Origin of the sequence: Marinobacterium rhizophilum, from assembly GCF_024397915.1 — a bacterium.
Lineage (GTDB): Bacteria > Pseudomonadota > Gammaproteobacteria > Pseudomonadales > Balneatricaceae > Marinobacterium_A > Marinobacterium_A rhizophilum_A.
This window is the reverse complement of record NZ_CP073347.1, coordinates 2,858,022-2,871,512: the sequence shown is the minus strand read 5'-3', so window position 1 is coordinate 2,871,512 and position 13,491 is coordinate 2,858,022. Positions and strand designations below refer to the sequence as shown.

Annotated in this window: 13 protein-coding genes; 7 read left to right on the top strand and 6 right to left on the bottom strand. The window is 60.4% G+C overall.

The features are described 5' to 3' along the window. Nucleotides 1-8 precede the first annotated feature (8 nt). Nucleotides 9-1,310 carry a sodium ion-translocating decarboxylase subunit beta gene (locus KDW95_RS12905; protein WP_255852225.1) on the top strand — a complete coding sequence of 434 codons (1,302 nt, stop codon included), beginning with the start codon at nt 9-11 and terminating at the stop codon, nt 1,308-1,310. Nucleotides 1,311-1,412: 102 nt separating this feature from the next. Here the strand turns inward: KDW95_RS12905 and KDW95_RS12900 are convergent, their stop codons facing one another. Further along, nucleotides 1,413-2,336 (bottom strand): histone deacetylase family protein, encoded by a 924-nt coding sequence (locus tag KDW95_RS12900; RefSeq protein ID WP_255852224.1) that lies wholly within the window; start codon nt 2,334-2,336, stop codon nt 1,413-1,415. Nucleotides 2,337-2,571: 235 nt separating this feature from the next. On the opposite strand from KDW95_RS12900, the gene KDW95_RS12895 reads away from it, so the two are divergent. Together KDW95_RS12895 and KDW95_RS12890 are read left to right on the top strand one after the other, a co-directional pair. Further along, nucleotides 2,572-4,185, top strand: a complete 1,614-nt coding sequence (locus KDW95_RS12895; RefSeq protein WP_255852223.1) for a tetratricopeptide repeat protein — start codon at nt 2,572-2,574, stop codon at nt 4,183-4,185. Between the two features lie 81 nt (nt 4,186-4,266). Continuing rightward, complete coding sequence (locus KDW95_RS12890; protein ID WP_255852222.1) at nt 4,267-4,926, top strand: TetR/AcrR family transcriptional regulator; 660 nt, start codon at nt 4,267-4,269, stop codon at nt 4,924-4,926. 287 nt (nt 4,927-5,213) lie between these two features. On the opposite strand, the gene KDW95_RS12885 is transcribed toward KDW95_RS12890, so the two are convergent. From KDW95_RS12885 to KDW95_RS12865, 5 genes are all read right to left on the bottom strand, one after another. Further along, complete coding sequence (locus KDW95_RS12885) at nt 5,214-5,981, bottom strand: SDR family oxidoreductase (RefSeq protein ID WP_255852221.1); 768 nt, start codon at nt 5,979-5,981, stop codon at nt 5,214-5,216. Nucleotides 5,982-6,218: 237 nt separating this feature from the next. Further along, complete coding sequence (locus tag KDW95_RS12880) at nt 6,219-6,986, bottom strand: SDR family NAD(P)-dependent oxidoreductase (RefSeq protein ID WP_255852219.1); 768 nt, start codon at nt 6,984-6,986, stop codon at nt 6,219-6,221. A gap of 54 nt (nt 6,987-7,040) precedes the next feature. Beyond that, complete coding sequence (locus KDW95_RS12875; RefSeq protein ID WP_255852218.1) at nt 7,041-8,309, bottom strand: TRAP transporter large permease; 1,269 nt, start codon at nt 8,307-8,309, stop codon at nt 7,041-7,043. Between the two features lie 3 nt (nt 8,310-8,312). Then, nucleotides 8,313-8,804, bottom strand: a complete 492-nt coding sequence (locus KDW95_RS12870; protein ID WP_255852217.1) for a TRAP transporter small permease — start codon at nt 8,802-8,804, stop codon at nt 8,313-8,315. Nucleotides 8,805-8,874: 70 nt separating this feature from the next. Beyond that, nucleotides 8,875-9,852: a TRAP transporter substrate-binding protein gene (locus KDW95_RS12865; RefSeq protein WP_255852216.1), complete on the bottom strand. Its 978-nt coding sequence runs from the start codon at nt 9,850-9,852 to the stop codon at nt 8,875-8,877. Between the two features lie 189 nt (nt 9,853-10,041). Here KDW95_RS12865 and KDW95_RS12860 point away from each other — a divergent pair, with 189 nt between their 5' ends. The 4 genes from KDW95_RS12860 (at nt 10,042) to KDW95_RS12845 (ending at nt 13,337) form a co-directional block, all read left to right on the top strand. Further along, a complete protein-coding gene (locus KDW95_RS12860; RefSeq protein WP_255852215.1) occupies nt 10,042-10,812 on the top strand; it encodes a GntR family transcriptional regulator in 771 nt (256 codons plus the stop codon). Further along, nucleotides 10,809-11,714, top strand: coding sequence for a 3-hydroxyacyl-CoA dehydrogenase NAD-binding domain-containing protein (locus KDW95_RS12855; protein ID WP_255852214.1), 906 nt, complete (start codon nt 10,809-10,811; stop codon nt 11,712-11,714). The genes KDW95_RS12860 and KDW95_RS12855 overlap by 4 nt, the downstream gene beginning before the upstream one ends. A gap of 19 nt (nt 11,715-11,733) precedes the next feature. After that, entirely contained in the window at nt 11,734-12,666 is a 933-nt protein-coding gene (locus KDW95_RS12850; RefSeq protein ID WP_255852213.1) for a 3-keto-5-aminohexanoate cleavage protein, read from the top strand. A 98-nt stretch (nt 12,667-12,764) separates the two neighbouring features. Then, the gene (locus KDW95_RS12845) at nt 12,765-13,337 is read left to right on the top strand and encodes a gamma carbonic anhydrase family protein (protein WP_255852212.1); all 573 of its coding nucleotides are present in this window, start codon (nt 12,765-12,767) and stop codon (nt 13,335-13,337) included. Nucleotides 13,338-13,491 lie beyond the last annotated feature (154 nt).

The following is a 13,491-nucleotide window of genomic DNA, read 5'->3' as shown; positions in this document are numbered from 1 at the left end:
AGGTCCACATGGAAAAGCTGATAACTCTGCTGACCGCCTCGGGGATATACAATATCTCCGGCGGCCAGTTTGTGATGATCGTGGTCGGCCTGTTGCTGCTGTACCTGGCGATCAACAAAAACTTTGAACCGCTGCTGCTGGTGCCGATCGGCTTCGGTGGCATCATGGCCAACATCCCGGAAGCGGGTCTGGCCTTTTCGGCGGTCGAGAACGCGGTGCACTTTGCCAAGCCGGAAGTGCTGCAAGCGCTGGCATCGGTGCTGAGTGCGAGCAGTACCGATGCTGAAACACTGCTGCATGCCTACCATACATCCTCTCCGTCGGTGCATGCGACTGCATCGCTGGTGGCCCAGGATGGCGGTTACAACAACGGCATGCTGTACAACTTCTACCTGGTGGCCATTGCCTCGGGTGTCGCACCGCTGCTGATCTTCATGGGCGTGGGCGCGATGACCGACTTCGGCCCGCTGCTGGCCAACCCCAAGACGCTGTTCCTGGGTGCGGCTGCGCAGTTCGGCATCTTCGCCACCGTACTGGGTGCCATTGGCCTGACCACCCTGGGTGTGATGGACTTCAGCATTCAGGACGCGGCGGCGATCGGCATCATCGGTGGCGCCGACGGCCCGACCGCCATCTACGTGACCAGTCTGCTGGCGCCCCAGCTGCTGGGTGCGATCGCAGTGGCGGCGTACTCCTACATGGCACTGGTGCCGTTGATTCAGCCGCCGATCATGCGTGCCCTGACTACCGAGTCGGAGCGCAAGATCAAGATGAGCCAGCTGCGTCACGTGTCCAAGCTGGAGAAGATCCTGTTCCCGATCTCGCTGCTGATCCTGGTGGCCCTGCTGCTGCCGGATGCTGCACCGCTGCTGGGCATGTTCTGCTTCGGTAACCTGATGCGTGAATGTGGGGTGGTGGATCGTCTGAGCGATACCGCCCAGAACGCCCTGATCAACATCGTCACCATCTTCCTGGGCCTGTCGGTCGGCTCCAAGCTGTCCGCCGACAAGTTCCTGGATGTGCAGACGCTGGGTATCCTGGTACTGGGTATCATCGCTTTTGGTATCGGTACCGCCTGTGGCGTGCTGATGGCCAAGGTGATGAACAAGATGGCCGGCGGCAACGCCATCAACCCGCTGATCGGCAGTGCCGGTGTCTCGGCGGTGCCGATGGCGGCCCGCGTATCCAACAAGCTGGGTCTGGAGTCCAACTCCCAGAACTTCCTGTTGATGCACGCCATGGGCCCGAACGTCGCCGGTGTTATCGGTTCCGCGGTTGCGGCCGGTGTGATGATCAAGTTCGTCGGCTAAACGACAAACTGCTGTACAAAAAGGGGCCGTCATCGACGGCCCCTTTTTTATTAACCGGGTAATTTGGCGGCCGGGGCTAGCCGAGAATGCCGCTTGCTGCGCTCAGTACCCCGCCAGTACCTCCAGGTGTGCCTGTACCGAGAATCCCAGCGCTACCGGGTTGTAGCCGCCCTCCAGTACCGACACGATGCGGCCGCCGCAGCACTGACGTGCGACATCGCTCAGCAGTTGCGTGGCCCAGCGGTAGTCCTCTTCGGTCAGTTCCAGGTCGGCCATCGGGTCTTCCAGGTGGGCGTCGAAGCCGGCGGAAATGAAAATGATGTCAGGCTTGTGGGCCTGCAGCGCCGGCAGCCAGCGGTCTTCCAGCGCATGGCGAAATAGCGCCGGTTTGCTGTAAGCCGGTAGCGGGCAATTGAGGATATTGTCGCGTTCGATATCCTGGTAGCGCTCGGGGTAATAGGGGTACTGAAAGGTCGAGCACACCAGCACTTCGGGCCGGTCACGAAAGATATCCACGGTGCCGTTGCCGTGGTGGACGTCGAAGTCGACGATGGCGACCCGCTGTACCGAGGGCTGCTGCAGCGCATGCAGGGCGCCAATGGCGACATTGTTGTAGAAGCAGAACCCCATGGCCAGGCTATGCTCGGCATGGTGACCGGGCGGGCGTATGGCACAGAAGGCATTTTTGTTGCTGCCGCCGAGCACCAGGTCGGCCGCCTGAATAGCGGACCCGGCGGCCAGGCTGGCGGCGCGCAGGCTGTCGGGGCACAGTGCAGTATCGTCGTCACAGTATACGATGCCCTTTTCGGGCTGCTGTTCTTCAAGCCGGGCGCTGTGCTGGTGGCTGTGGGCCAGCGCGATCTGCTGTGCGCTGGCAGGGATTGCGGTGTATTGCTGCAGCTCCTGCATCAGGCCTGTACGTTCGAGGACCTTGCGGATGGCCTGCAGTCGCAGCGGGCTTTCCGGGTGCTCCGACCCCATGTTGTGCAGGTTGCAGTCGGCGTGGGAAATGAACGCGGTGGTCATGGTGAGGCACTCTTGTCATTGTTATTGCGCTTTGGTGCGGCCTGGCAGTGCGCGAGGCTGGAAACTCAAGCTCAAGATGCTGAGTGTAGCGAATCCTGCCGCCAGGGGCTTTTAGCTTTAGGTATTAGGCCTTACCCCATGTATTTGCGACTCTGGCTGCTGTACGCTTTTGCTGATTCCCGCCGGGCTCCTATACTCGGCGATTGAAACGGCAGCAGTAAGGAAACCGCCCCCGGTGACGAACAGGAAGGTCGACTATTCAGACAAGCGGGTACTGCTGATCGATAGCAGCGGCAATGTCCGCTCGGCGATCTTCCATATGCTGCGCCGCCTGGGGGTACACAATATCCAGGCCGTGAGCATCAACGACCGGGTGTTCAGCCTGATTGCCGAGGGCGGCTTCGACCTGATCCTGCTCGGTCACAACGGTAGCGATGCGGTGTCCGGTATCCAGATCCTGGAAGAGGCGCGCTACCGCGGATACATCAAGCCCAGCGCGGGCTGGGTGTTCATGACCAGTGACGCCAGCCAGGAAATGGTGCTGCATGCCATCGACAGCCGACCGGATGTGCTGCTGACCAAGCCCTTCAGTATTGATGAGCTCAAACTGCGCCTCGACAGCCTGGTATGTCGCAAGATGGTGCTGCGCCCGGTGGATATGGCGCTGGAAATGGGAGATCTGTCCCGCGCCATTGCCGCCTGTGATGACCGGGTAGCGCGGCAGGATCCGCTGTTTGACCATGTACAGCAGGTCAAGGGCAAACTGCTGATTCAGGCTCGGCGCTTCCAGGAAGCACGGGTGCTTTCCGAGGCGCGCTACTGGCAGAGCCAGGACAAGGAAGCCGGGTTGCATCTGGCCGAGGCCCTGGCAGGCCTGGGGCAGCTTCGCGATGCGGTCAGCGTACTCGAGGGGCTGGTCGAGCATTACCCGTTGCTGATCGGAGCCTATGATCTGCTGGCGATCATGCATGAGCGCCTGGGCGAGCTTCCCGCTGCCTGCGAGGCGCTGGTGGATGCGACCACGCGCAGCCCGCTGGGCATTCCGCGGCAGATGGAGCTGGGCCGGGTCTCGACCCAGGCCCGCAACCTGGATACCGCCGAGGCGGCCTATCGCAAGTCCATCGTGCTGGGGCGCCACAGCGTGTATCGTTCCCCCGACCCTTATCTGAAACTGGCCAATATTCAGCGCCTGGCGTTGCAGGATGCCGATGCGCGTCAGGCGGTGTCGTTGCGTGATGCTTTTGAGCAGGCGCTGAATCAGGCGGTGCTTCAGTTTCCCAGGGATGATCGCTGCAAGATCCAGGTGGCGCTGATGCGCCGCCAGCTGTTCGAAGACCTGGGTGATACGGTTGAAGCCGAACGCATGGAGCGCGAAGCCGAAACCCTCAATCATAGGCGTGAAACGCCACTGGATCTCAGGCGCGAACAGCTGCAAGTCAGCGCGGACAAGGTGCCGCTGCTGGAGCCCGAGACGCCGCTGCTGGCGCAGGCACCACCGGATACCGGCAAGCGCGATCCGGCCATGAGCCTGAAAGTGAACCGGCTGGGCGTGAAGCATTACCGGGTCGGCAAGACCGCGCAGGCAATACGTTACTTCGGCATGGCCATTGAGTATGACCCGGCGAATGCAGCGGCGCTGCTGAATCTGGCCCAGCTATTCCTGGAGTCGGCGCGCGACAGCGAGGCCCGGCGCGAGGAGCGCCTGCGCATGGTGGATCGATACCTGCACCTGACCGGTACCCTGTCGATGAAAGGTGATGTGCAGGCTCGCCAAATGCTGCTCAAGCGCCTGCGAAGCCTGCCACTGGAACAGTTGCCCGAGGGTAGCCTGGGTGCGCTGTTGCGCTGAGAGTGCAGTGGCTCAGCAGCTGGTTGGACCATGTGGTAAAATTCCCGCAGGCTTTTGAGCAACAGCAGTGGAACAGAGCGAATGACAGGGAATAGCATCCAGACGCAAGACGAAATCAAACCCAAGCGGCGTTCGCGCATCCGCGAAGCCCACGAAACCCGTATCCTGGCGGCGGCCGAAGACGTGTTTGCACAGTTTGGGTATAACGGCGCCTCGCTCGAAACCATCGCCGAGCAGGCCGGCATGTCGAAGCAGAACATGCTGTACTATTTCTCGTCCAAGGAAATTCTGTATCACCGGGTTTTGAAGAATATCCTGGATCTCTGGCTCGAGAAAATGACATTGCTGGAGCAGGCCGGCGAAGATCCCGCCGCCATGCTGGAAAACTACATTCGCGGCAAGTTCGAAATATCCCGCACCCACCCCAACGGGTCCAAGGTCTTCGCCAACGAGATCATCAACGGCGCGCCGCACCTGAAGGAATACCTGCGCCAGCGCCTGCTGCCCCAGCTGGAGGCCGATATCGTCCTGGTACGGGGCTGGATTCGCGATGGCGTCATTGATCCCATCGAGCCGGAGCACCTGTTCTTTACCATCTGGGCGTCCACCCAGACCTATGCCGATTTCTCGGCCCAGATTGAGTTGTCGCTAGGCAAGGAGACCTTGGAGGCTGATGACTTTACCCGGGCGGGGGATTTTCTGACCCATGTTATTTTGAAGGGAATCGGGTTGAAGGATTAAGTCCTTCAAGCCATAGACGCAGTGCTGCGCTGGATGCTGCGGGAATGCAGATAACAGGTACGATGAGCTTAAAAAGGAGGCAGGGGTTACCTGCCTCAAGTGGGATTGCCACGCATGAGTGCTCGAAAAGGCCCTCAAAATATTCAGTGTGCAGTTTGTTAACCATGTGGCTCTGCACACTCTGCTTAACGGGTGTAGCGGGCCATCTCTCGTCATAGCCCTGGCCATTGTTTCCGGGCCGTCCAGTATCTGTCACCCTGGCATGGCCGGATTCAAGGCACAGCCGGTCAGCCAAGCATGCCGGTATCGCCGCAGACTGAAATCGACTGCCCCGACAGGGTCTTGCTGCGGGGGCTGGCCAGGAAAATAACCTGATCGGCAATCTGCTGCGGCGTGACATAGTCCTGGATCGAGGTGAACGAAAAGGCTTCGCGCTCCGCCGCATCGAAACTGGTACCCCTGGCCTGCGCCCGCGCTTCCAGTACTCTGCGCTGGCGATCACCGGCCACTATGCCGGGCAGAACGGCATTAACGCGGATCCTGTCCGGCCCCAGCTCAATGGCCATGGACTTGGTCAGGCCGATCACGCCCCATTTGGCCGCCGCATAGGGGCTGCGCAGCTTGAAGCCCAGTCGGCCCGCCAGCGAAGAAATGTTCACGATCGACGGATTCTGGCTCTGTCGCAGATGCGGCACGGCACGGCCGATGGTCACGAACTGGCTGGTTAGGCAGATCGACAGGCATTGCTCGATCACCCCGACCTCCAGGTCCTCGATCCGCCCGGTCGGCCCGGCAATGCCGGCGTTGTTGACCAGGCAATCGAGCCCGCCAAGCCGCTCCACCGCCGCATCGATGAACTGCGTCAGGGCAGCGCTATCGGCGACATCGACCTTTTGCCAAAAGACATCGTCGGGCAGCGTGGCGAGGGCGGCTTCATCAATGTCGCAGGTGGCGACTTGTGCGCCGGCCTCGCGAAAGCCATCGACAATCGCGCGCCCGATGCCGCCTGCACCGGCTGTGATAATGATGCGGGCACCTTCAAGGGACAGATCCATGCAAAGTATTCCTTGTTTCAGAGACTGGGGTCGGAACTGCCGCCCCTATTAATGACCCACCAGCGTTAGCAACAGCCAGTGGAGAAAACTGCTGATGACCCGCACCACACACCTGGGTGTGGCAAAAGGCAGCAACGTAACGACAACGTCGCCGTCATACCGGGTATATATGAGGATGCCGAGCACCGCGCAACGCAGCCTATGAGTCGCGCAGCAGGTTGTGCGTGGAGCCCGTAACTACAGCGTCGCTGTCATGCCGCCGTCCACGACCAGTAACTGTCCCGTCATATAGCTGGCCGACGGTGAACACAGAAAATTGACCGGCCCAACCATGTCCTGTGTTTCTCCCCAGCGCCCGAGCGCTGTCTTGCTTATCACCTCCTGATCAAACGCCGGATCATTTTGCAGTACCGTATTGATCTCGGTACGCGTATATCCAGGGCAGAGCGCATTGACTGTTGCTCCCGAGTCCCCAAGCTCCGCCGACAGGGCCCGCGTCAGGCCTATAAGCGCGTGCTTGCTGGCGATGTAGGACGCGGCACAAGGCTTGCCCATCAGCCCCAAAATCGAGGCCACATTAACCACTCTCCCCTGTGGAGATGCCCGCAGTTCGGGCGCGAACGTCCGCGCCAGTAACATCGCTGCGGTCACATTGGTGCGCAGCACCGCCTCGAACTGTGCAGTATTGATCTCATCCAGCGCCGCACGGTCGATGGTTCCTGCGTTGTTGATCACGATATCCGGTGCCCAGCCCGCTGCCCGCATCCGTTCAGCCATCTGTGCGACGGCGGCCTCGTGGGTGACATCGAACGGCTCAACCATGCTCCGGCCTGGGTCAGGCAATAGCGCCTGGGTCTGCTCCAGCGCGGCCCGGTCCCGCCCGCAAAGGATCACCCTGGCACCTGCACCGCAAAGCCCGATGGCAATAGCGCGCCCCAGCCCCCTGGAAGCACCGCTGACAAGCGCAGTGCGGCCCTGCAGAGAAAACATTTGTTGCAGCATCATCTGAATCTCCTGGTGAGTATGAATCATGGGCCGGGGTCGCCAGCACCGACCGTATTAATCACCCAGCAGCGACAGAGACAGCCAGGGGACGAAACTGATGATCATCAGCACCGCAAGCATAAGCGCGACGAAAGGCAGGATTGCGCGGGACAGGTGCGCGATCGAGATGCGTGATATCTGCGAGGCGATAAACAGGTTCAGCCCTACCGGCGGCGTGAACATTCCCATCGCGAGATTCACTACCATGATGATGCCGAAGTGGACCGGGTTAATGCCGAAATTCAGCGCGATCGGTAACAGGATCGGGGTGAATATCAGGATGGCGGCGGCCGCTTCCAGGAACATGCCGACAAAGAGCAGCAAGACGTTCACCAGGATGACAAACATCCATGGGCTGTCGATAAAGCCGACCACCAGTTCGGAGATGAGCGTGGGGATCTCCAGCGACAGGATGATGCGCCCGTAGAGCCCGGCGGTGGCAATGATGCTGACGACCACCGCGGAGGTGACGGCCGATCTTCGCAGAATGTCCGGGACATCGCGCAGCGAGAGTTCTCGATAGATGATGGCACCGACAATAAACGAATAGACCACGGCAATAACCGCGGCTTCCGTCGGTGTGACGATACCGCCATAGATACCGCCGAGAATCAGCGCGGGCATCAGCAAGGCTAGGATGGCCTTGCGGCCCGCCCGAAAAATCTCGCCAAGGCTGGCAGGCTCGTCACGGGTCGCGGGATGTTTCAGGGCATGGAAATAGGCATAGAGCATCAGCGATCCGACAACGACAAATCCAGGCAGGAAGCCCGCCGCGAACATGTCGCCCACGGACTGGTTGGCCGCGATGGCATAGAGGATCAGCGGAATGCTCGGTGGAATAATGACCCCCAGTGCGCCGGATGCAGCCTGGTTGGCCGTGGCATAGGAGGCACTGTACCCCTGGGTAATCATCGCCGGGATCAATATGGCCCCGACCGCCGCAGTGGTCGCAGCGCCTGATCCCGAGATAGCAGCGAAGAACGCCGACGTCACGATGGCCACCATGGCCAGTCCGCCGTTCATGCCGCCTACCAGCGTGCGCGAAAATTCAACCAGCCTGTGCGAGATGCCACCGCGCTGCATCAGATCGCCTGCGAGGATGAAAAACGGGATGGCCAGTAACGGGAATGAATTGATTGAGCGGATCATCTCTTGCGGGACAATCAGCAGCGGCATGATATCGCCTAGCCAAATGGTGGCAATCGCGGCAAGTCCCAGTGCGAAGGTCACGGGTACGCCGACCACCAGGAACAGCAGTAGTGAGCCAAAAAGCAGAGCAGCCATGAGCTAATCCTTTTTTGCGGTAAAGCTTTCAGCGATGATGGCGAAAGCGTTGATGAGAATCATCGCCGCGCCCGCAGGCACTGAGGCATAGAGCCAGGCCATCGATACCCGTATGCTGGGCGCGGTCTGCGCGGCAACACGGTCCGTTATGCTGAGCCCCTCTGTCAGCAGCACCCAGGCGAAGATGCAGGACACCACCGCAATGACCAGGCGCAGCCCCGGCGCAAATCGGCCACCCGCAACCCCGGCCAGCATATCGACCGCGATCAGCGAGCCGTGGCGGTAGGCATAGGCCGCCCCGAGCATCGTCAGCCAGACCATCGAAAAGCGGGCGACCTCCTCGGAAAAGGTCAGTGAATCGCCCATCACATAGCGTGCGAACACCTGCCAGCTGATTAACACGGTCATCACCAGCAGCAGAGCGGCCAGCAACCATCCGCACAGCCAGTTGATGCGATCCACACCCCGTATCAGCTTGCGCAAAACCACTTGCATGGAAACCTCCTGAAGTGTCTGGAAAGGGCGGGCCCGGCGACCTGCCGGGCCCGCGTCAGCGGGGGTGCGATCAAGGCTGGAAGTTGATTGCGGCATCCACCAGCTCGACGCCAACCGTCTCTTTCCACTGCTCGATCACAGGTTGAACACGCTGCTGGAAAAGTGCGATATCGGGCTGTGTGACGACCATCCCCTGTTCTTCCAGCTTGGTGATCAGTTCCTGCTCCATGCGCTGTGATGCTTCACGCTGCACTGGCACGGCGATCTTGGCCGCTTCCAGCACGATCGCCTGATCCTCCTCCGACAGGGAGTTGAACAGCTGCGCCCCCATCATGAAGGGCGCCGGCGAATACACATGCCCGGTGAGGTTCAGGTATTTCTGTACCTCGTAGAACTTGACGTCATAGATCGTCGCGATCGGGTTTTCCTGGCTGTCCATCACGCCCTGCTGAAGCGCCGTGAAGACCTCGGTCCAGGCCATGGGCGAGGCATTGGCCCCCAGTGCGCTCCAGGTATCGACCTGCACACGGCTTTCCTGTGTGCGGTGCCGGATACCTTCCAGGTCGTCGGGTGTATTCAGCGTTCGAACGTTGTTGGTGTTGTGGCGAAAACCGTTTTCCATCCAGCCGAGGATCTTGACACCGGCCTGTTCTTCCAGTTTCTGCACCAGCCCGTCGCCATATGGCCCATCCAGAAAGCCGTAGGCTTGTTCAACGCTGGTAAAGACATAGGGTAAATCGAACAGCATGAAATCATCGACGAAGCCGCCCATGGGTCCGGTCGAGGTAACCCCCATGTCGATCAGGCCGAAGCCTATTCCTTCAACGACTTCGCGTTCGCCGCCCAGGGCATTGTCGTAATGGGGCCGGATCGTAAGACGCCCGCCAGACAGGCGATCCAGCTCCTCTCCGAACTTCAGAGCGCCGATCGCATGATGCGAGTCGGGCCCCAGGGCCAGGCTGACATCAAGGACCTGGGTTTCCTGCGCGGCGGCGGCGCCGGCCGTGAAACAGATCGCAGCCGCGGCGGCAAAGGCAAATTTCCGCATTTTTATTTTTCCTTTGAAGATTCATTTCCAGGCTGTCTGTAGCAGCCAATTAATCACTAACCGTGATCACACTTACTATACATTGGCATTTTTTGAACCGTCAAGATTCTTTGTTGTCGCGTTTTTGTTGACTTTTTGTTGCCTGATACGGCAGTCTTTCTAAAAACAACGTTTAAGTGAGATCACACTTTGAGTGAATCGAATCAGCCTCTGACGAATGATATCCAGCGCGACAGCTGGGCCCGGCTGGGCCCACTGACGCTACAGGAGGGTGCGACCGCGCAATCGCTGGTTTACGCGACGCTGCGTCATGCCCTGATTAGCGGGTATTTCCGCCCGGGCGAAGAAATCAGCTTGCGCAAGGCGGCGGCGGTTCTGGAAACCAGCGTCACCCCCGTGCGTGAGGCCCTGCGGCGACTTGAGGGCGATGGCGGACTCGAGACATTCGGCGGCAACCGCGTTCTGCGCGTCCCCATCCTGACGGATGCGGAATTGCTGGACATCCGCGATATTCGCCTCAACCTTGAAGGCTTCGCCGCAGTACAGGCCATCAAGAATATCGGGCCGGCCCAGATGCGCGTCATCAACAATGCCTTCAACCTGATGGACCTCGCTGCCCAGAGCGGTGATGTCGACATGTATCTGGAAAACAACTGGCGCTTCCACTCGCTCATCTATCGCGCGGCAGACCGGCCGATTTTGATGAGCCAGATCGAGGGTTTGTGGTTGCGGGTGGGGCCGCTTATCCACATCGCCGTTGCGTCGCCGATGCATTTCGACCAGTCGATGGACGCCCATAGCGCTGCCCTGCAGGCGCTGCGCGATAGCGATGGCGATGCGCTGCAGCAGGCCATCATTCGCGATATCTCCGAGGCCGCCTGTGATTTGCGGCAGACGCTGCGCAACTGGGAGGCCCAGAAGGAACAACACAGCCGCCGCGGCGGGAGGAGCTCTAAATGACACGAAAGATTGCAGTTATTGGCGCAGGCTTGATCGGCCGGGCCTGGGCATTGGTTTTTGCACGGGCAGGCTGCGAAGTGCGGTTATGGGACCTGGACCCCAACGTGCGCGCGCGCGCACTCGACGAACTGGCTGAAGCCTGCCGCTTGAGTGGCGAAGATGCATCCGCCCTCGCGCAGGTGACGATTTGTGCAGACATGGCCACTGCCGTTGACGGCGTTGAATGGGTGCAGGAAAACGGCCCGGAAAAGCTGGAAATCAAGCGCCAGATCTATGCCGATCTCGATCGCATGACGGCGGCGCACACTATCCTCGCCTCATCCAGTTCTGCGCTGCTTGCCTCGCATTTTGCCGAAGGCCTGCCGGGGCGCGCACGCATTATCGTGGCGCATCCCGTGAATCCGCCCCATGTAATTCCTGTGATTGAACTCTGCCCAGGCCCTGATACCGCTCCTGAGGTTATGGAACGTGCCGAGGTGCTTATGCGCGCCGTGGCCCAGGTGCCTGTTCGCCTCTCCCGTGAGATCGACGGCTTTGTGTTGAACCGGCTGCAGGCGGTGCTGCTGGCCGAATCGCTGCGGCTTATCGAGCAAGGCATCGTCACCCCACGGGGGCTGGACGACACAATCACCCACGGGCTGGGGCGGCGCTGGGCGCTGCTGGGGCCGATGGCAACGATCAACCTGAACGCGCCGGGTGGGGTGAAGGATTACCTTGACCGCTACGGCCCCACCATGGCCCGACTGAGTGACAGCTCGGCACGGGGAGAGGCATTCACTGAACGTGCCGCCGAAATCATCGCGGCGGACCTGCCAGGGCCTGCGCAGGTGCCGGAGCTCAGCCGCCGGCGGGATGCACGGCTGGCCGAGCTGGGCCGGTTTCTACGCGACAACAACGAATAACATCAGGAGAACTGTACACATGACCACCAAGCGCAAAGTTATTATCACCTGTGCCGTCACCGGTGCGATCCACACGCCATCCATGTCGGAATACCTGCCCGTTACGGCCCGTGAGATCGCCGAAGCGGCAACCGGTGCGGTTGAGGCAGGGGCCGCGATTGTGCACCTGCACGCCCGTAACCCCGAGGATGGTCGCCCCGATCAAACCGCCGAGGCCTTCCAGCCTTTTCTTGACGATATCAAGCAGCACTCGAATTGCGTGGTCAACATCACTACCGGCGGCGCCCCTACCATGAGTATCCAGGACAGGGTCCGTCCTGCTGCCAAATGGAAACCTGAACTGGCGTCCTTGAACATGGGCTCCATGAATTTTGGTCTCTTTCCGATGCTCAAGCGCTTTGAAGGGAAACTGAAGCACGAGTGGGAACGCAACTATATCGGCGACAAGGGCATCCTGTTTCACAATACGTTCGAGGATATCGAGCACATCATCACCACCCTGGGCGCCAACGGCACGCGATTTGAGTTTGAGTGCTATGACACGGCCCACCTGTATAACCTTAAATATTTTATGGATGCAGGACTGGTCAAGGGGCCGCTGTTCATCCAGACGGTCTTTGGCCTGATGGGCGGTATCGGTGCGCATCCTGATGATGTGATGCACATGAAGCGCACCGCTGACCGACTGTTTGGCGACAATTACCGCTGGTCGGTGCTGGGGGCAGGGCGCCACCAGTTGCCGATCGCAGCGATGTCGGCTGCCATGGGTGGCCACGTGCGGGTGGGTCTGGAGGATTCGCTCTGGGCATCGGCCGGCCGCCTGGCGACCAGCAGCGCCGAACAGGTACAGGCTGTTCGCAAGATCATCGAGGGGCTTGGGCTGGAAATCGCCTCCCCCGATGAGGCGCGCGAAATACTCGCACTCAAGGGCGCCGACAAGGTTGCTTTCTGAGCCCGCTGCCGCGGCGGCCTTGCGTTGCCGCGGCCTTCGTGCCGCCAGCATAGCGCAGACGGTGCACTCAACGTCATAGAACAGGAGGAGTTGGCACGATGACCGGCTGGCTATTTGACCTAGACAACATGAGCGTTCAGGGGCCTGACGACGGGGAGGCCTGGGTCGCACCTGGCGCCATCCTGGTCGGAGACGTGCGTCTCGCCCGCGACGCCAGCATATGGTTTGGGGTCGTCATGCGCGCCGATGACGCCACCATCGAGATCGGCGAAGGCAGCAACGTGCAGGACAATGCGGTGCTGCATGTCGATCCCGGCTTTTCGTTGCGGATCGGCAAGGGCTGCACCATCGGCCACCGGGCAATGTTGCACGGCTGCACCATTGGCGATAACAGTCTTGTCGGCATGGGTGCCATGGTGCTGAATGGCGCAAAAATCGGCCGTAATTGTCTGATCGGTGCCGGTGCCCTCGTCACCGAAGGCATGGTCATTCCCGATAACACGCTGGTCGTGGGCAGTCCTGCGAAGCCCAAACGCGAGATCGGGCCGCAAGGCGAAGCTGATATTCGCCGGGGGGCCGAGGCCTATTGCGAGCGATGGAAGCGCTACCGGGCGGAGCTCTCCTTCACCGGAATAGCCCCGGGTATTGTCATCGGCCGCGAAGCGCCGTGACAGGCCAGGGTTCACGCCAGAAATAGTTACAACCTGCTCCGAGCGCGAGCGAATTTGTAACTGTTTCTGCAGTCATGCAAAGGTGATCTGGCAGTCTCGTTGCCGCTTGCCTGCTGATTACTTTTTCGCCTCTTTGGGCGCCCAGAGCCCGCTT